The sequence below is a fragment of the Kitasatospora sp. NPDC042419 genome, assembly GCF_056437345.1.
Genome location: NZ_JBWKAW010000001.1, coordinates 525,455 through 544,023, shown reverse-complemented (window position 1 = coordinate 544,023; position 18,569 = coordinate 525,455). Strand labels below are relative to the sequence as shown.

The window sequence follows — 18,569 nt, the reverse complement described above, 5'->3', positions numbered from 1 at the left end:
CGGCGAAGGGCCCGCCGGAGTGTCCGGCGGGCCCTGTCGCAGGGTGGTGCTGCGGGGTGCTGCCGCCGGGTCAGTTCCGGTCGGCGGCGGCGCGGTGCCGGCCGTGCGGGTCGACCTCGGGGGCGTCGTCGGAGGCGGACCGGCCACGGTGGCGACCGTGCGACGCGGTGTCCTCCGCCGTGGTCTCGTCGGCGCCGGTCCCGTGGGTCGTGGGTCCGGTGGTGTCGGTGAGGGTGTCGGACATCAGAATCGTCTTTTCCGTGCGAGGGTGCGGGTGCTTCGACGCCCGGCCGTCACCGTCGGTGTGGCCGGGGCCCGGTCGGGCCCTCGACCCGGGCGGCGGCGCCAGGGCGTCTCCGGGCACGCGCGGCCGGTGATCGCGGCCCGTGCCCCGGCCACCTTAGCCGCCGGAGCAGGCGAGATCCTATCGAGATCATGACACGCGCCCCGCGCGCGGCACGGTCCCGGGCAACCCGGTCCCGGACGGGTTGTGCGACCCCGGACCGCCCGGTGACGCCGGACACGGTGCCGGTGCCGCGTCCGACTCCGGCCGGTGGCCGACCGGTTCGCGGTGGGGCGGCGACGGATCCGGGACGGCGACGGATCCGGGGCGGCGACGGATCCGGGGCGGCGCGGTGGTGGAGCGCGCCGCGGACGGCGTCCGGGCGGGGGACAGGAGCGGGACGTGCCCCTCCCGCCGCGCCGAACTGTCGGCGTGCGCACCGATGACGGGCATCCTGTGGCGGCCGCGAGGGTCTGCTCGCCCCGCTTCCCGCTCGGCCCCGTCGAGGGCGACGGCCTGGGCGGGAGAGGTGGGGAGGTGAGGGTTCTTGCCAGGGCGGGCAGTTGACGTTCCCCAGCCGGGCGCATCGGTGCCGGGGCGCCGGGTGGCCGCCGCTCCGTCCGGTCGGCCTGTCGGTCCGTCCGGGCTCAGCGGGCCTACGGGTCCGGCGAGTTCGGACGTCAGGAGACGCGCCGCACAGCAGGTGGAGGCGGAGCGGGCGCGAGGGGAAATACGGTCGGTGCCGTCTCCGCCTGTCCGGACAGGCGGAGACGGCACCACGGGCACCGGGGTGACCGGCGCGCTATCGGCCGGACCGACCGGACCGGTCGGACCCGTCGGACCGGCCGATTGCCACCACTAGCTGACGGTGAAGATCAGACAGGTCAGGATCAGACAGGTGTACTGGCAGCCGCCCCCGTGGCCGGTCAGCTCGACGGACTCGGTCTCCGGCAGCTCCTGCAGGGCCGCGAGGTCGGTCTCGAAGTCCACCATGTTCTCCATGATCGGATTCCTCCCCTGGGTGTTCGCGCCCGCCGCGATCTGCGGTGCGGGCGTCGGGTACCGCCCCCCCCGGGCGGCTCGGTCCGCCGCTCCGGGGTCGTTCCCGGCCGCGCGGGGCCGGGACCCGGGCCGCACAGGGCCCGGGAGTCTTCTGACGGGACCGGCCGGTCCTACCCCGGCCGGCCGGTGCGCAGGAACGCGGCGAGCAGTTCGTGCAGGACCGCGCCGCCCTCCTCGGCGAGCACCTCGTGCCCGGCACCGGCCGCCTCCACGTAGCGGAAGTCGGCCCCCTCGGTGCGGCCGATCCGCAGCAACTCGTGCCGCAGCGAACGCGATTGGCTCACCGGGACCACCTCGTCCCGGTCGCCGTGCACCACCAGCAGCGGAGCGCCGATCCGGTGCGCGAGCTGGAGCACGTCGCGCGGGCCGCGGGCGTCCGCGATCGGGTCCCCGCCGCCCAGCCGGGTGGTCAACGCCCTTACCGGGGTCGCGGCTTCGGCCAGCAGGCGGGCGCCGGACAGGAACGGGGCGACCACCGCGCAGCGGGACACGTGCTCGGCCGGTGCGTGCGCCGCCGCCAGCAGGGAGAGGAAGGCGCCGTAGCTGACCCCGAACAGGGCCGGCGGTTCCAGGCCGAGCGCGGAGCGCTGGCCCGCGATGCCCTCCAGCAGGTACAGGATGTCGTCGAGGTCCGGGCCGCCCCAGGCGCCCCTGATGGCCATCGCGTGCGCCAACCCGTAACCGGTGGAGCCGCGTTGGTTCGGTGCGAGCACGGCCAGTCCCTCGCTGGCCATCCGTTGCAGCGCCGGGTCGAACTCCAGCCGCCACGCGTCCGCCGGGCCGCCGTGCAGTGCGAGCACCAGGTGCGGGCTGCTCAGCCAGGCGTCCCCGCCGTACACCACGGCCTCCAACGGGCCTGCCGGGCCCGCGAGTTCGAGGCTCTGTGCGGGGTGCCAGCGGCCGCCGTCGCCGGGCGGGGTGGAGCCGTCCAGCCGCCAGCCGGGCGGTGGTGTCCGGGTGTCGGTGCGCGGCGCGCCCGGCTGCCAGGGCAGGGCGGTGTCCCGCCACGGCCCGTGCGGGCCGGTGCCGAGCGGCGCCAGCTGGAGGGGCAGCGGCGCCGGCCCGGACGTGGCGGCCGCCGGGCCGTGCGCCAGCAGCGCGTCCACGTCCAGGGTGGCGAGCGCCGCCGGGTGGTCGGGCGCCGAGTACGGCATCCGCAGCCCGGCCGCCGACCAGTGCCCGACCGCGCCGAGCCGCCCCGGCGGTACCGGCAGCGGGTCCAGCCTCCCGACGGCGGGCCGCCAGAGGGCCAGCGAGGAGCCGGCGCCGTGGTCGACCTGGATCACCACCCGGCCCCCGTCGGCGGCCGGGCGCAGCGCCACCGGGCGCAGGAACATCCCCGTCACGTGCAGGCACTCCGGGAACCGCAGCGGCTCGCCGCCGCCCAGCGCTCCCCAGCCGATCCGGTCGGTGCCGGGCGCGTCGCTGCGCACCATCGCGAACCGGCTGTCCGGGTCGAAGAGCACCAGCCGGTCGTTGCTGTGCTCGCCGATCTCCAGCAGCGGCGTGACCGTTCCGGTGCGCAGGTCCAGCACCACGGTGCGGACCAGGCCGCCGCCCACCCGGTCGAGCGCCAGCAGCGCGCCGGTGTGGTCCAGCCAGACGCCGCCGCCGTGCAGTCCCGGGATCTCGGCGACCCGGTGCGGCACCGAGCCGTCGGCCCGGACCAGCCAGACCGTCGTGGCCGGGCGGGTGTCGGTGCCAAGGGCCAGTGCGACCGGCGCCCGGGGGCCGGACGGCGCGCCCGCCGGCAGCGGCAGGAGACGCAGCCCCGGTTCCCGCAGGGTGGCCAACGGCCGCTCGGCGGTGACGAGTCGGCCGTCCTGGTCGGTGGCGTCGGACAAGGTCACCAGGTCGTGCCGGTCGCCGTCGTGCCGACACACCAGGACCGAACCGTCCGGCAGCGCGACCAGCTGCGACCGGATGCTCTCGGAGCGGCTGCCGGGCAGGTGCAGCCCGGTGGGTACGGCGGGGGCGTCCGGCGGCAGACGCCAACTCTCCACGTACCAGCCGCCGTCGGCGGCGGAGGCGAGACAGGCGGCGTGGCTGCCGTCGGCCGCGAAGGTGAAGCTGAGCCGGCGCAGTGCCTGCGTCGCGGCCCGGGTGGCCACGTTCATGTCGTACTCGCCTCCGTCGGGCCGACGGCCGGGCCGACCGTCGGCCGGTCGGTGACGGCGAACGGGACCGGGACCGGGACCGGGACCGGGGCGGCGAACGGGACCGGGTCCGTCCAGAGCCTGGGGCCGCCGTGCCGCAGCCGCAGCAGGAAGGCCAGCGCACCCGCGGTTCCGGTGCCGTACGCGGCGGCGCACCCGGTGCCGGTCTCGTCCGGCAGGACCAGCAGGCCGTCGCGCAGCGCCGAACGGGCGGTGATCAGACGTCCCGACTCCTCGGCGGCGGAACGGAACTCCGGGTCGCCGGTGGCCCCGGCCAGGTCGAGCAGGTACTCGCCGTTGCCGGCGAGCCCGTGGCAGGCGGTGATGCCGCTGTGCCAGCGCCCGGCGGCCACCGCCCGGCCGGCGGCCAGGGCCAGCCGGTGGGCGTCCGGGTCACCGGTGGTCAGCCAGAGCCGGAGCAGGAAGGTGCCCGCGCCGGAGGAGCCGCTGCACCAGTGCGCGAGCCGGACGTGCGCGGGGTCGGCGGCGCTCTGCGGCCACCAGGCGGTCTCGTCGGATCCGCTCCCGTCGAGGCGGACGGTGGCGGCGAGCGTGCGCCCGGCGGCAGCGGCGCCTTCGAGCAGCGCGGGGTCGCCGGTGGCCTCGGCCACGGCCAGCAGGAAGGCGCCGACGCCCGCGACACCGTGGGCGAAGCCGAGGTGGGTGATCCCGGCGAGGGCGGAGTCGAAGTCCTCCGGCACCGGCCACACCGTGCCGTACGGCGCCTGCCGCGCGGCGGCCAGCAGCCCGTAGCCGCAGCGGGCGGCCCGGTCGAGGAAGGCGGCGGCCTGCGTGGGGCCGTCCTGTCCGGGGGCGTCCTGTGCGGCGTCGGCCGGCGTCCGGCCGACGGAGGACTCGGCGGCAGGTGTTCCGGGAGTCGGTGTTCCGTCGGCCGACGGGACACCTGCCGGCGCGGCGCAGGACGCCTCCGCGGCGAAGCGGAGCTGGAGGAGGCCGGCGCCCGCCGCGCCGTGGCAGACATCGGGGTTGGGCCACTCGACGGCTATCCGCAGGGCGAGCTCCGCCGCCCGTCCGGCCAGCGCGCGGTCGTCCAGCGCGCCGGCGGCGTCCAGCAGCGCCCAGGCGGCGCCGGACCGACCGAAGTGCAGGCCGGGCAGCACCACCGGCTCGGCGGCGCAGCGCCGCTCGATCCACTCGGCGGCGGTCCGGGTCGTCGTCCGGGCCACCGACCGGACCTCGGCCGGGAGCTCACCGGTCCCGGCCGCCCGGGCGAGGACGGCCAGCACCCCGGCCGCACCGTGCTGCACGTTGCACGGGTCCGACCGCTCGCCGGCCGGGACCACCGGCCAGAGCCGGTCCCGCCGCAACGGCGTCGCGGTGGCGGCGAGGTGGCGCAGGCCGTCGTGCAGCACCCGGTCGACGACACCGCTGTCGCTGCTGCCGTCGGCTCCGTCTGCTCCGTCGACGCCCGGGCCGGAGGTGTGACGGGAGGTGGCACGCGGGGTGGCGCCGGTGCCGGTGCCAGTGCCAGTGCCGGTGCCGGTGTCGGAGCCGCTGCCCGAGTCCGAGCCGCTGTCGGTGCCGAAGCCGGAGGTGATGCCGCTGCCCGACCCCGAGTCGGCGCCGCCGACGGGCCGCTGCGTGCCGAGCCAGGGGAGTGAGCGGCTACCCGGTGCGGACGCGCCGCTGTCGCGGGATCCCGCCGCTTCGTGCGGTCGGCGCCCGGGCGTGGCCGTCCATGCCTCTGCCTGCGCCTCCCCGGTCAGTGCCTCCCTGGCGCGGGCCACGCCCCACCGCCGCCGGGGCTCCTCCGCGCGGAGGCCCAGGACGGCCGGGGCGAGCCGGCGGGCGGTGGTGCCGGAGCGTGCGGCGAGGGCGAGCCAGCGGCCCAGGCGGTCGGCGACCGGGCGGGCGCGCGGGAGGTCCTCGGGCAGCAGCGGGTCGTGGCCGGTGGCGAGCAGGAAGAGGAGCCCGCCGAGGGCGTAGAGGTCGGCCTCCGGTTCGGCGGTGCAGGTGCCGTCGGTGACCAGGGTGAGCCGCCCGGGCCCCTGTTCGGGGGCGCGGTACCCGGGGGTGCCGGCCGAGCCGGACCGGCTGCCGGCCTCGGCGGCCAGCTCCAGGTCGACCAGGCGCAGCGAGCCGTCGGGCAGGACGAGCACGTTGCCGGGGGAGAGGTCGCGCAGGACGAGCCCCTGCTCGTGCACCCGCTCGACCAGGTCGAGCAGGGCGTGGGCCACCGGCTCGGCCTCGGCCCAGTCGACGTCGGGGCTGCCGTCGCGGCGCAGCCGGGCCGCGACCCAGCTGCCGAGCGGTTGTCCGGCGATTCGTTCCTGCACGAGGAACAGCGAGTCGTCCTGTTCGACCAGTTCGACCGGTCGCGGTGCCAGCCCCTGCCCGTCGAGCCGGGCCAGCAGGGCGGCCTCGTGCCGCAGCGCGGTGCGGGCGTCGGTGCCGGCCCGGTCCACCTCGATGTGGGCGCGCGCCTGCTTGACCACGACCTCCTCGCCGCCGTCGGTGTCGCGTCCGAGGAAGACGCCGCCCTTGGCGCCGTGCCGGATGGCCCCGGTGACGACGTACCGCCCGGCCAGCAGGACTCCGCCGCTGCCGCGCCGCCGTGCGGGCGGTCTGCCGGCGCCGGGGCGCCCGTCCGGGGCGGGGTCGCGCAGCGGGTCGCGGGCCCACGGCGGGCAGCGGTACGTGGCGCCGCGCACGTCCTCGACCCGTTCGCCGCCGGGCCCGTGCAGCATGGACCGGTAGCCGCCGTCGTTGCCGAGCTCGGCGCGGGCGGCGATGGCGCCGTACCGGTAGTGGACGAGGCTGCCCGGCCGGTACGGGCGGTCGGAGAGCACCACCGGGCCGGGCAGGCCGTCTGTGGCGCGGTGCAGCGCGGCGGCGAGCCGCCGGAACTGCGGTTCGCCGCCCGGGTAGACGGTGATGAACTTGCCCGCCGAACCCCGGTCGCTGTTGCGTGAGTTGAGTTCGTGCAGCTGGGCCGCCCCGGCGGCGAACTTGAACGCGCACGGGTCCTCGGCCAGGACTTCGGTGACGGCGGCGAGCACCGCGCCGCCGACCGCGGAGGCGGCGCTGACGTGGAGTTTCCAGCCCTCGCCCGCGAGTTCGCCCGCGGACGGCCTGGCCGTGCACCAGAAGCCCTCGGCGGTGACCTGCCAGTCGCCGCCGCCTCCCCGGCTCCCGGCGCCGGCCAGTGCCGCCCGCGCCAGCTCGGGCCACGGGCCGGCCGCATCCGTCCCGTGGCCCGCCGAGTCCGTTCCCCCGGCCGTACGCAGCGATGTGCCCGCTCGCATTCGCCACCACATCCCTTCGTCTGGGCCGGTGCCCCGCGGGTGCCCACTGCTCCGGCACCGGGGCACACGGCCACGGCCTGCGTCGGTTTCTCGGAAAGGAGCGGGAGTCCTGCCCGGCCGCGTCCGCCCGGGCCCGGTCCAGCCTCGGCCCGCGGTCCGGCGGGTCCGTGCCCGCGGACCGGCGGAGCGCCTCCCGATCCTCGGGTCGGGGCAACTCCCGTTCGCAGAAGTGAAGTTACTTTCGGTAGCCGGGGATGCTCAATGCGAAACCAGTCACTTCACTCGTAAGGGTGATCTGGGCGCCGTTTCGAATTCGTGCGAGCCGCCCCCTGTGCGCGGCGTGCGCCCTGCGGCCCGGCGCGAACCGCGCCCGAGCGCCCTCCGAACAGCGCCCACCGCCCGCCCCCGTACCCCGAACCGCAGGTTGACGCGCACCTGTACGCCCCGCCCCGCACCGGCGGACGTGCGAACCGGGCGGCCCGGCCGCCCCGCGCGCACGGTAGTCTCGACAGGTGCCGAAACTGTCCGACGTCATCGCCGCCCTCGAAGAGCTGTACCCGCCGCAGTGGGCGGAGTCCTGGGACGCCGTCGGCCTGGTCTGCGGAGACCCTCAGGCCGAGGTCCGCCGCGTGCTGTTCGCCGTCGACCCCGTGCAGGCGGTCGTCGACGAGGCCGTCGAGTGGGGGGCCGACCTGGTCGTCACCCACCACCCGCTCTACCTGCGCGGCACCACGACCGTCGCCGCCACGGGCTTCAAGGGCCGCGTCGTGCACACCCTGATCCGCAACGGGATCGCCCTGCACGTGGCCCACACCAACGCCGACCACGCCGACCCGGGCGTCTCGGACGCGCTCGCCGAGGCGGTCGGCGTCACCGTGACCGGCCCGCTGGTCCCGGACCCGACCGACCCGCTGGGCCGGCGCGGCACCGGACGGGTCGGCCTGCTGGAGCCCCCGCTGCCGCTCGCCGCGTTCGCCGCGAAGGTCGCCGCGGGCCTGCCGGCCACCGCCACCGGGGTCCGGGTCGCCGGCGACCCGAACCGCCTGGTCAGCCGGGTCGCCGTGTGCGGCGGCTCCGGCGACAGCCTCTTCGCCGAGGTGCGCGCGGCCGGCGTCGACGCCTACCTGACCGCCGACCTGCGCCACCACCCGGCCTCGGAGGCCGCCGAGTCGGCGCCGATCGCCCTGGTCGACGCCGCGCACTGGGCCACCGAGTGGCCCTGGCTCACCCTGGCCGAGCGGGCGCTGCACGGCGCCGGCGAGAAGCGCGGCTGGGCCGTGGAGACGAAGGTCTCCCACACGGTCACCGACCCGTGGACCGCGCACGCCCCCATGTCCTTCCCCGCCTGACCCGATTCACAGGAGCTCTCCGCTTGAACGCCGCGCCCGCCGACCAGATCCGCCTGCTCGACCTCCAGGCCATCGACTCCAAGCTCGACCAGCTGGCCCACCGGCGGCGCAGCCTGCCCGAGCACGCCGAGATCGAGAAGGTCAACGCCGACCACACCGCGCTCAAGGACCTCGTGGTCGCCGCCCAGGCCCAGCTCGGCGACACCACCCGTGAGCTGACCAAGGCCGAGCAGGACGTGGAGCAGGTCCGCGCCCGGTCCGCCCGTAACCAGCAGCGCCTGGACTCCGGCGCGATCACCTCGCCGAAGGACCTGGAGAACCTCCAGCACGAGATCGGTTCGCTGGCCAAGCGCCAGGGCGACCTCGAAGACGTCGTGCTGGAGATCATGGAGCGGCTGGAGTCCGCCCAGACCCGGGTCACCGAGCTGACCGCGCGGCTGGAGCACTCCACCGTCGTGCTGACCGAGGCCGAGGGCCGCCGGGACGCCGCGTTCGCCGAGATCGACACCGAGGCGGACAAGATCAAGCGCGACCGCGAGGCCGTCGCCGCCGTCGTCCCGGCCGACCTGCTGAAGGTGTACACCCGCCTGCGCGAGCAGCAGGGCGGCGTCGGCGCGGCCCGTCTCTACCAGCGCCGCTGCGAGGGCTGCCGCACCGAGTTCTCCATCACCGAGCTGAACGCCATCAAGGCCGAGCCGGCCGACAAGGTGGTCCGCTGCGAGAACTGCGGGCGGATCCTGGTCCGCACCGCCGACTCGGGCGCCTGAGCCGATGGCGGGGCGCAGGTTCGTCGTCGAGGCGGACGGGGGGTCCCGGGGCAACCCGGGGCCGGCCGGCTACGGCGCCGTCGTCCGTGACGCCGACACCGGCCGGATCATCGCCGAGGCGGCCGAGTTCATCGGCCACGCCACCAACAACGTGGCCGAGTACAAGGGGCTGATCGCCGGGCTGAAGGCGGCCCGGGAGATCGACCCGGACGCCTCGGTGGACGTCCGGATGGACTCCAAGCTGGTCGTCGAGCAGATGTCCGGGCGCTGGAAGATCAAGCACCCGGACATGCAGCCGCTCGCCGCCGAGGCGCGGACCGTCCTGCCGCGCGGGCAGGTCAAGTACACCTGGATCCCGCGCGAGCGGAACAAGGACGCCGACCGGCTCGCCAACGAGGCGATGGACGCGGGCAAGGCCGGCCGCCAGTGGGAGCCCAAGGCGCCCAAGGCCGCCACCGTCGTCGACGAACCGCAGGAACCGCCGCTGGAGACCGCCGCCCCCAAGGCCGGCTGGGCGGGCGACGCCGACCTCGGCACCCCGACCACGTTCGTGCTGCTCCGGCACGGCGAGACCCACCTCACCCCGGAGAAGCGGTTCTCCGGCAGCGGCGGCACCGACCCGGAGCTCTCGGAGAAGGGCCGCTGGCAGGCCGAGCGGGCCGCCGAGGCGCTGGCCGCGCGCGGCTCGGTGCAGGCCGTGGTCGCGTCGCCGATGCTCCGCACCCGGCAGACCGCCGAGACGGTCGCCGCCCGGCTGGGCCTCGACGTCCGGTACGAGGAGGGGCTGCGCGAGGTCGACTTCGGGGCCTGGGAGGGGCTGACCTTCGGCGAGGTCCAGGAGCGGTACCCGGAGGACCTCTCCGCCTGGCTCGGCTCCGCCAAGGCCAAGCCGACCGGCGGCGGGGAGAGCTTCACGACCCTCACCCACCGGGTCGGGGTGGCCCGGGACAAGGTCCTCGCCCGCTACCCGGGGAAGACCGTGCTGGTCGTCTCGCACGTCAGCCCGATCAAGACGCTGGTCCGGCTCGCGCTCGGCGCCCCGCCGGACTCGCTGTACCGGATGGAGCTGTCCGCAGCCTCGCTCTGCGCCGTCCAGTACTACGCGGACGGCAACGCCTCGCTGCGGCTGCTCAACGACACCGCGCACCTGCGCTGAAGCGCGCGGACCTGCGTTGAACCGCGTGCACCTGCGCTGAAGCGCGCGGACGCGTGCCGGGGCGCGCCGCCGCACGCACACGCCGAAGGGCCGGTCGGGAACGACCGGCCCTTCGCCGTCCTGCACGGGCTCGCGGTGCGCGAGGCGCGCCCCGCGCATCCCACGTCCCCCGTGCGCCCCGCGCGTCCCAGGTACCGCGCGCACCGGGTGTGCTTCAGTGCACCTCGGTGACCACCACGTCCAGCTGCCACGGCTTGCGCGCGGTGCCCTCGGCGGCGACCTCCACCCGGTAGCCGAGCCCCAGCAGCGCGTCCACCAGCTCGCCGGGCGTCTTGGGCTCGGCCCCCGCGACCAGCAGGTCGCGGACCAGGCGGCCCTTGGTGGCCTTGTTGAAGTGGCTCACCACCGTGCGCTTGCCGTTCCGCTCCTGGAGCACCCGCACGGTCGCCGTCCGGGACACCACCTCGCCGGCGGGCTTCCAGGCGGCCGCGTACGCGGAGGAGCGCAGGTCCAGCACCAGGCCGTCGGCGACCTCCGGCAGCACGGGCGCCATCGCGCTCCGCCAGTACGCGCCGAGCGCCCCCAGGTCGGGGAGTTTCACGCCCATCGAGCAGCGGTACGGCGGGATCCTGTCGTCGATCCGCACGGCGCCCCAGAGCCCGGAGAAGACCAGCAGCGTCCGCGCGGCCCGGTCGTACGCGGCCTCGTCGAGCGTCGCCAGCCCGAGGTTGTCGAAGAGCACCCCGGTGTACACCTGCCCGGCCGGGAGCGCGCCCGCCGTCGGCAGACCGGCGTTCCGCGCCACCTCGCCGCGCAGCCCGGCGCTGAGCCCGAGCACCCCGGCGGCGGCGTCCTCGTCGCCCCGGCAGAGCCCGACCAGCGTCTCCAGCACCCGGGCCCGGGCCGCCGTCAGCCCGGGCAGCGACAGTCCGTCGAGCGCCACCGGCACGCCGTCCCCGGACGCGGCCTTCCCCTCCGAGGGCGGCAACAGGACCAGCACGGCGGACTCCTCAACACTTTGTGGCGACGGACCCCGCCACCCTACGCAACCGGCCCCCGCTCCCGGTAACCCGTGCCGGCCGCCGCGACCGCGGCCGCCCCGGCCCCGAGCGCCAGGCAGAGCGGCGAGTAGTACCGGGTGTCGAGGCGCCGGAACCGCTCCGAGCGCCCGACCAGCCCGCCCCCGAACAGCACCAGTCCGCCCGCGCCGCGCGCCAGCATCACCGCCGACACCGTCCGCACCCCCGCCCGGCGCAGCCGCGCCGGCCCCACCGCCGGGACCGCCCCGGCCTCCGCGGCCACCAGGTACGCGGCCGAACCCAGCAGCCCCGCCACCGCCGCGCACGCCACCGCCGGGGGCACCCCCTCGCCGGTGCCGACCACGGTGTCCGCGAACTCCTCCGGCGTCCGCAAAGGCCACGGCGTCACCGTCCACAGCGCGTGCAGCGCCCCCGTTCCCGCCAGCACCCCGGCCACCGCCGTCCCCACGGCCCGCACAGCTCGCATCGTCCGATCCCCCTTCACCGTCGATCATCAGCGCCTCCCACGCTACGACTCCTTACGCAGGCGGCCCGGCGGCCCCGCTCCGGCCCGGCGGCCCGCCCGGGAAGCCGCCGGTCGCGGGCGGCCGGACGTCGGCGCGCCGCCCGCCGCCGACGTCCGGCCGGAACCACCCGGCCGGCCCTACGCTGCCCCCATGCCCCGCCGAAAACTGCGCGTCAAGGCCGCCGACTCCGCCCGGATCAACGCCGAACTGGCCGAGCTGCGGGCCCACCTGGAGATCCGCACCGAGTGGCCCGAGGCCGTGCTGGCGGAGGCCGAACAGGCCGCCGAACGCCCGCGCCTGCCCGAGTACGACGCGACCGCCCTGCCGCTGTTCACCGTCGACCCGCCCGGCTCCCGCGACCTCGACCAGGCGATGCACCTCGCCCACCGCCCCGGCGGCGGCTACCGGGTGCACTACGCCATCGCCGACGTCGCCGCCTTCGTCCGCCCCGGCGGGGCGATCGACGAGGAGGCCCGCCGCCGGGTGCAGACCCTCTACTTCCCCGACCGGCGCGTCCCGCTGCACCCGGCCCGCCTCTCCGAGGACGCGGCGAGCCTGCTGCCCGGTGAGATCCGCCCCGCCCTGCTCTGGCAGCTCGACCTGGACGCGGACGGCGCCGTCGTCCTGGCCGACCTGCGGCGCGCGGTGGTCCGCTCGCAGCGGCGGCTCGACTACGAGGCCGTCCAGCGCGCCGTGGACGCCGGCGGCGCCGACGAACAGCTCGGCCTGCTCGCCACCGTCGGCCGGCTCCGCGAGGAGCGGGAGCGCGACCGCGGCGGGATCAGCCTCCCCGTCCCCGAGCAGGAGGTCGAGGAGACCCCGCGCGGCTACCGGCTCGGCTACCGCGCGCCCACCCCCGCCGACGGCTGGAACGCCCAGATCTCGCTGCTCACCGGCATGGCCGCGGCCGAGCTGATGCTGGACGCGGGCATCGGCCTGCTCCGCACCCTGCCCGCAGCCCCGCCCGCCGCGTACGAGCGGCTGCGCCGCACCGCCCGCGCGCTCGACGTGGACTGGCCGGACGGCCTCCCGTACCCGGACCTGATCCGCTCCCTCGACCCGGACCGGCCGCTGCACGCGGCGTTCCTCGACGAGTGCACCGGCCTGCTGCGCGGCGCCGGCTACGCCGCCTTCGACGAGAGCGGCGGCGTTCCCGCGCCGGCCGACCCGGCGCACGCCGCGCTGGCCGCGCCGTACGCGCACTGCACCGCGCCGCTGCGCCGGCTGGGGGACCGGTTCGCCCAGGAGGTCTGCGCGGCGGTGACGGCGGGGGAGGAGGTGCCGGCCTGGGCGCGCGAGGCGCTGTCCGAGGCGCCGGCGCTGATGGCGGCCGGGGACCGCCGTTCGAGTGAGGTCGAGCGGGCCTGCATCGACCTGGTGGAGGCCGAGCTGCTGGCCGGCCGGGAGGGCGAGGACTTCTCCGCGCTGGTCGTCGAGGTGGACGGGAAGCGGCCCGGCCGCGGCACCGTCCAGCTGCGCGATCCCGCCGTCCGGGCCCGCTGCGAGAGCCCCGACGGCGCGTCAGGCGGAGCCGCCCTGCCACTCGGCGAACTGGTCCGGGTCCGGCTGACCACCGCCGACCCCGCCACCCGGACGGTCCGCTTCGCCACCGTCTGATCACCCCTCGGGTGGGAGGATCGACCCGTGGCCGAAGCGACCTTCCCCAGCCCACCGCCCGCCGCCCCGAACCCGGCGCCGCTCGGCGATCCCGACCGGCGCCGCCGACTGCTGATCCTGGCGATCTGCTGCCTGAGCCTGTTCATCGTCGGGCTCGACAACACCGTGGTGAACATCGCCCTCCCGGAGATCCAGAAGGACCTGGACGCCCCCGCCTCCGGTCTGCAGTGGATCATCGACGCCTACACCCTGGTGCTGGCCTCGCTGCTGATGCTGTTCGGCTCGGTGGCGGACCGGTTCGGCCGCCGCCGGGTGTTCCAGACCGGCCTGCTGCTCTTCGTGCTCGGCTCGCTGCTCTGCAGCCTGGCGACGAGCCTGGAGTGGCTGGTGCTGTTCCGCGCGGTGCAGGCGGTCGGCGGCTCGATGCTGAACCCGGTGGCGATGTCGATCATCACCAACACCTTCACCGAGCCGCGCGAACGGGCCCGGGCGATCGGCGTCTGGGGCGGTGTGGTCGGCATCTCGATGGCGCTCGGGCCGCTGCTCGGCGGCTTCCTGGTGCACGCCGCGGGCTGGCCGGCGATCTTCCTGATCAACGTCCCGGTCGGCCTGGTCGCCTGCCTGCTGACCGCCCGCTACGTCCCCGAGTCGCGCGCCCCCCGCGCCCGGAAGCTGGACCCGGTCGGGCAGCTGCTCATGGTGGCGCTGCTCGGCTGCGGCACCGCCGCGATCATCGAGGGCCCGGACCACGGCTGGACGTCCCCGCTGATCCTGGGCCTGGCGGTGACGGCGCTGGCCGCGCTGGTGGCCTTCCCGCTCTGGGAGCGGCGGGTCGCCGAGCCGCTGGTCGACCCGCGGTTCTTCCGCAGCGCGCCGTTCACCGGCGCCACCCTGACCGCGGTCTGCGCCTTCGCCGCGCTCGGCGGCTTCCTCTTCCTCAACACCCTCTACCTGCAGGACGTCCGCCACTACAGCCCGGTCGAGGCGGGCCTGTGGACGCTGCCGATGGCCGGGATGATGCTGGTCTGCGCGCCGGTGTCGGGCCGGATCGTCGGCAGCCGGGGCCCGCGCGGCCCGCTGGTGCTGGCCGGGCTGGGGCTGGCCGGCAGCGGCGTCCTGCTCACCCGGCTGGCCGCCGACTCCCCGCCCGCGCTGCTGCTGGTCGCGTACGCGCTGTTCGGCTTCGGGTTCGGCATGGTGAACGCGCCGATCACCAACGCGGCCGTCTCCGGCATGCCGCGCGCCCAGGCCGGGGTGGCGGCGGCCGTCGCCTCGACCAGCCGGCAGGTCGGCCAGTCGCTCGGCGTCGCCGTGATCGGCACCGCGGTCACCGCGGCGGTGGTCGGGCCGGTCGTCACCGGCTTCGCCCCGGCCAGTCACGTCGGCTGGTGGATCGTGACCGGCCTCGGCGTCGCCATCCTGGTGATCGGCCTGGTCACCACCACCGCCTGGGCCACCGCGACCGCCGCCGGGGTGGCAGCCCGGCTCGGCGGCGAGCCGCCCGTGGCCCGGGCCGCGGTACGGGAGGCCCCGCCCGAGCGGCTACGATGACCAGTACGGCGGAAGAGCCGGCCGGGCGGCCGCGACGGGTCCTCAGGACCCGCCGAGGAACGTCCGGGCTCCACAGAGCAGGGTGGTGGGTAACGCCCACCCGGGGTGACCCGCGGGACAGTGCCACAGAAAACAGACCGCCCGCCGCTTCGGCGACGGGTAAGGGTGAAACGGTGGTGTAAGAGACCACCAGCGACCGGGGTGACCCGGTCGGCTCGGTAAACCCCACCTGGAGCAAGGTCAAGATCGGTGCCCTCGGGCGCCGTGCGCGGATGACCGAGGGCTGCTCGCCCGAGTCCGCGGGTAGACCGCACGAGGCTGTCGGCAACGGCAGTCCTAGATGGATGGCCGCCTCCCCGGCTCGCGCAAGCGGCCCGGGAGACAGAACCCGGCGTACAGGCCGACTCTTCCGCCCCCGGCCGTTCGGAAGGCCCCCTGAGCTGCGCATCCGCGGCTCGGGGGGCCTTCTCGGTTCCGGGCTGATGCCGGGTCGGTGCCGGGTCGGTGCCGGACGGGGCGTGGACGGGCCCGGAGGCGCGTGCGTGCGCCGGGAGGGGTGTTCCCACGCCCCCGGCCGGGGCGGCGTGGATGACGGCCGGGGGCGTGGGAAGTCCTGGGGCCGCGCGGTTCAGCGCGCGGCGGTGGCCCGCTCCAGGTGGTCCTTGGCGGCGTTCAGCGTGGTCAGGCTGTTGCCGCCGAGTGCCCGGCGGACCGTCGCGTGGGCCTCGTCCAGCGAGGAGACGCCGGGCAGTGCGAGCGCCTCGGCGGGGTGGAGCACCACGGTGTGCCGGGCGGTGGCGCGGGTGACGACCGGGCCGGGGCCGGGCTCGGCGGCCAGCGTCCAACTGCCGGTGTGCACGGTGAAGGCGGCGGGCAGCACGGTCTGCTTGTAGACGAGCAGCGCGGGCGGGCGCCCGATCCGGACCGAGCGGGTGGTGTGGACCGAGCCGTCGGGGGAGCGGCTGTCCATCTCCAGCACCTGCTCGCCGGGCCGGTCCTCGGTCAGCTCGACCCGGGCGACGTGCGGCAGCCGGGCCGGCCAGAGGTCGGCACGGTCGAGGTAGGCGTAGACCTCGTCCGGGGTGGCCCGGATGAGGACCGAGTCCGTGAACTCCCGCCGCAGCTCCGCGTGGTGCGCGTGGCCCTCGGCGATCCCGCGCAGCGCGGCGAGTTCGGAGGCGCTGTTGCGGTCGGTGGCCTCCTCGATCCAGTCGAGCTGCTCGGGGTCGTCGTCGACCGCGCTGAACCGGTGGTCGAGCACCACGCGGGCGCCGCCGTCCGGCCGCCCGGTGATCTCCCACCGCCCGCTCATCGCGGCGACCGGGGGTGTGCTCCGCCGCCGGACGAAGTCGATCGTGAGCCGGTCCGGGTCGATGGTCCGTTCGGAGGTCCAGCTCTTGACCTCCTGGCCGGCCAGCGCCCAGATCGCCAGCAGCTCGCGGTGCGGGTCGAGGGCGGTGCGCTCGACGTGCACGGTGGGCGGGAACAGCTCTGGCCAGTCGGCGGCCTCGGCGAGCAGCCGGTGGACCAGCCGGGGATCGGCGGCGATGTCGACGCTGTGCCGGGCGGTGCGGACGACGGGGTCGGTCACGGGGTCTTCTCCCTGCTCGGGTCGGGGGCGGGGCCGGGCGCCCTCCGGGGCTCGGCGGGGTGTCGCGGGGCTCGCGGGGCGGGGCTCGCGGGGCGTGGTGTCGCGAGGGGTGCGGGGCGCCGGCGGGGGAGGGCGCCGACGCGGGACCGGCGGGCGTCAGCGCAGGTGCACGCCGCCGTCGGCGAGCAGCACGGTGCCGGTGGTGTACGGGGCGCCGACCAGGCCGAGTACCGTCGCGGCGACGTCCTCGGCGGTGCCGAGCCGGCGCAGCGGGGCGATCAGCGGGACCTGTTCGCGCGGCACGGTGAGGGCCGCCGTCCACTCGGTGTCGATCAGGCCGGGGGCCACGGCGTTCACCCGGACCTCCGGGCCGAGGGTGGCGGCGAGCAGCCGGGTGAGGTGTTCCAGGCCGGCCTTGCTCACCGCGTAGGGGATGGAGCTGCCGGCCGGGCGGGAGCCGGCGATCGAGGTGATGTTGACGACGGACCCGGCGCCGGTGGCGCGCAGGTGCGGGACGGCGGCCACGGTCACCTGCCAGGTGCCGATCAGGTTGACGTCGAGGATCTCGCGCCACACCTCGGGGGTGGCGGCGGCGAGGTCGTCGTGCGGGATGATCCGGGTGGTCCCGGCGTTGTTGACCAGTACGTCGAGCCGGCCGTAGTGGGCGACGGTCTCCTCGACCAGGGCGCGGGCCTGCTGTTCGTCGGCGATGTCGGCGCGGACGTAGTGGCCGTCCGGCAGGCTCTTGGCCAGTTCCTCGCCGGCCTCGACCGAGCGGGCCGAGTTGACCACCACGCGGTGTCCGGCCTCGGCCAGCCGGCGGGCGACGGCCGCGCCGATGCCCGTCGAGGAGCCGGTCACCAGGGCCACGGGCTGTTCGCTCACGGGGGTCCTCCGTTCGTCGTGCGTGCGTGCGGGACAGGGCGGGGTGGGGCGGGGTGGGGCGGGGTGGGGCTGGGCAGGACGGGGCGGGGTGCTGCGCGGCGGGGCCGTACGGTCCGCGCCGGCTTCCACGGTGTCCGCCGCCGGTGGAGGACCGCTGGAATCCTGGTGGTTTTCCCTGAGAATTCTTGCGGATTTGTTTCGCCGCGCGAACCCGTGCAAAGCCGCTTCCCCCCACCGGCCGGGATCGGCCAATTCCGGTGCCGGCTGCGGGAAATTCGTACTGGACCTGAAGCTTTGATCGAGGCTACAGTTGCCCCGGATAACATCAGATTTCAGGCTCCGCCAACTGTCGAATCAACGCATTCAGTCGAATCGGAAGGGAGTCGGGTATCGATGAGCATGGAGTTCGGGGTCCTGGGGCCGCTGTCCCTGGACGCGGCGGGGCGGAGTTATCTGCCCTCCGCCCCCAAGCCGAAACAGCTGCTGGCGCTGCTGATCCTGAACGCGAACCGGGTGACCTCCGCCGCGGCCTGCATCGAGGAGCTCTGGCACAGCGACCCGCCGGCGACGGCCGGGTCGACCCTGCAGACCTATGTCCTGCACATCCGCAAGGCGCTCAGCGCCCTGCCCGGCGTCGGCTCGCTGGCCGCCGCCCGGCAGATCCTCAAGACCCACGACTACGGCTACGAGCTGGAGGTCTGCCCGGACGACGTGGACGTGGTCCGGTTCGGCCTGCTGGTCCGCGAGGGCCAGCGGGCGCAGGACCGCGGCCAGGACCACCGGGCGGCCGAACTGTTCGGACAGGCACTGGAGGTCTGGCGCGGGGACGTCCTGGTCGACGTCCAGCTCGGCCCGTCGCTGGAGGTGCACGCACGCGGCCTGGAGGAGGCGCGGCTCGGCGTCTGGGAGCGCCGGGTCGAGGCCGAGCTGCGGCTGGGCCGGCACCACCGGCTGCTCAGCGAGCTGGCCAGCACCGCAGCCCGCTACCCGGCGCACGAGAACGTGCACGCCCAGCTGATGGTGGCGCTGTACCGCTCGGGGCGCTCCACCGACGCGCTGGCCGTCTTCCAGCGGCTGCGCTCGGTGCTCCGGCGGGAGCTGGGGCTGGACCCGTCCGTCCGGCTGCAGCGGCTGTACGAGGCGGTGCTGCGCGCCGATCCGCTGCTGGACGTGCACCGGGGCGGCAGCGACCTGCTCTCGCTCGACCTGGCGGTCGAAGCGGCGAGGTCGGCGTGACGGCGGCCGGCGTGACGGCGGCCGGTGTGGCGCGTGCCGGTGTGGCGCGTGCCGGCGTGACGTGGGCCGGTGTGGCGCGTGCCGGCGTCGTGCGGGCCGGTGCT

General features: G+C 76.1%; 14 protein-coding genes and 1 other RNA gene. 7 read left to right on the top strand and 8 right to left on the bottom strand.

The features are described from left to right. Nucleotides 1-70: 70 nt before the first annotated feature. The 4 genes from AC067J_RS02405 to AC067J_RS02390 all read right to left on the bottom strand — a co-directional run bounded on the left by AC067J_RS02405 (nt 71) and on the right by AC067J_RS02390 (nt 6,767). Complete coding sequence (locus AC067J_RS02405; RefSeq protein ID WP_478296081.1) at nt 71-244, bottom strand: hypothetical protein; 174 nt, start codon at nt 242-244, stop codon at nt 71-73. An 897-nt stretch (nt 245-1,141) separates the two neighbouring features. Beyond that, on the bottom strand, nt 1,142-1,285 hold the full coding sequence (locus AC067J_RS02400) for a VenA family class IV lanthipeptide (protein WP_218197992.1): 144 nt from the start codon (nt 1,283-1,285) through the stop codon (nt 1,142-1,144). A 170-nt stretch (nt 1,286-1,455) separates the two neighbouring features. Next, nucleotides 1,456-3,462, bottom strand: a complete 2,007-nt coding sequence (locus tag AC067J_RS02395; RefSeq protein ID WP_478296080.1) for an alpha/beta hydrolase family protein — start codon at nt 3,460-3,462, stop codon at nt 1,456-1,458. Further along, entirely contained in the window at nt 3,459-6,767 is a 3,309-nt protein-coding gene (locus AC067J_RS02390) for a class III lanthionine synthetase LanKC N-terminal domain-containing protein (RefSeq protein WP_478296079.1), read from the bottom strand. Before AC067J_RS02390 ends, AC067J_RS02395 begins: the two co-directional genes overlap by 4 nt. A 512-nt stretch (nt 6,768-7,279) precedes the next feature. On the opposite strand from AC067J_RS02390, the gene AC067J_RS02385 reads away from it, so the two are divergent. Genes AC067J_RS02385 through AC067J_RS02375 form a run of 3 tightly spaced genes read left to right on the top strand, consistent with a single transcriptional unit; the run spans nt 7,280 to nt 10,039 of the window. Beyond that, the gene (locus tag AC067J_RS02385; RefSeq protein ID WP_478296078.1) at nt 7,280-8,116 is read left to right on the top strand and encodes a Nif3-like dinuclear metal center hexameric protein; all 837 of its coding nucleotides are present in this window, start codon (nt 7,280-7,282) and stop codon (nt 8,114-8,116) included. 23 nt (nt 8,117-8,139) lie between these two features. Beyond that, complete coding sequence (locus AC067J_RS02380; RefSeq protein WP_478296077.1) at nt 8,140-8,883, top strand: zinc ribbon domain-containing protein; 744 nt, start codon at nt 8,140-8,142, stop codon at nt 8,881-8,883. A gap of 4 nt (nt 8,884-8,887) precedes the next feature. Further along, the gene (locus AC067J_RS02375; protein ID WP_478296076.1) at nt 8,888-10,039 is read left to right on the top strand and encodes a bifunctional RNase H/acid phosphatase; all 1,152 of its coding nucleotides are present in this window, start codon (nt 8,888-8,890) and stop codon (nt 10,037-10,039) included. 214 nt (nt 10,040-10,253) lie between these two features. On the opposite strand, the gene yaaA is transcribed toward AC067J_RS02375, so the two are convergent. Continuing rightward, the gene (gene yaaA, locus AC067J_RS02370; protein WP_478296075.1) at nt 10,254-11,039 is read right to left on the bottom strand and encodes a peroxide stress protein YaaA; all 786 of its coding nucleotides are present in this window, start codon (nt 11,037-11,039) and stop codon (nt 10,254-10,256) included. A 41-nt stretch (nt 11,040-11,080) separates the two neighbouring features. Further along, complete coding sequence (locus AC067J_RS02365) at nt 11,081-11,545, bottom strand: DUF3995 domain-containing protein (protein ID WP_478296074.1); 465 nt, start codon at nt 11,543-11,545, stop codon at nt 11,081-11,083. Nucleotides 11,546-11,735: 190 nt separating this feature from the next. On the opposite strand from AC067J_RS02365, the gene AC067J_RS02360 reads away from it, so the two are divergent. From AC067J_RS02360 to rnpB, 3 genes are all read left to right on the top strand, one after another. After that, nucleotides 11,736-13,202, top strand: coding sequence for an RNB domain-containing ribonuclease (locus AC067J_RS02360; RefSeq protein ID WP_478296073.1), 1,467 nt, complete (start codon nt 11,736-11,738; stop codon nt 13,200-13,202). Nucleotides 13,203-13,229: 27 nt separating this feature from the next. Beyond that, a complete protein-coding gene (locus AC067J_RS02355; protein ID WP_478296072.1) occupies nt 13,230-14,753 on the top strand; it encodes an MFS transporter in 1,524 nt (507 codons plus the stop codon). A 13-nt stretch (nt 14,754-14,766) separates the two neighbouring features. Beyond that, an RNA gene (rnpB, locus tag AC067J_RS02350) (RNase P RNA component class A) lies at nt 14,767-15,165 on the top strand. A 216-nt stretch (nt 15,166-15,381) separates the two neighbouring features. Here the strand turns inward: rnpB and AC067J_RS02345 are convergent. After that, a complete protein-coding gene (locus tag AC067J_RS02345; protein ID WP_478296071.1) occupies nt 15,382-16,344 on the bottom strand; it encodes an aromatase/cyclase in 963 nt (320 codons plus the stop codon). Nucleotides 16,345-16,500: 156 nt separating this feature from the next. Beyond that, the gene (locus AC067J_RS02340; protein ID WP_478296070.1) at nt 16,501-17,229 is read right to left on the bottom strand and encodes an SDR family NAD(P)-dependent oxidoreductase; all 729 of its coding nucleotides are present in this window, start codon (nt 17,227-17,229) and stop codon (nt 16,501-16,503) included. Between the two features lie 393 nt (nt 17,230-17,622). Between AC067J_RS02340 and AC067J_RS02335 the strand changes: the two genes are divergently transcribed. Then, nucleotides 17,623-18,465: an AfsR/SARP family transcriptional regulator gene (locus AC067J_RS02335; protein ID WP_478296069.1), complete on the top strand. Its 843-nt coding sequence runs from the start codon at nt 17,623-17,625 to the stop codon at nt 18,463-18,465. Nucleotides 18,466-18,569: the final 104 nt, after the last annotated feature.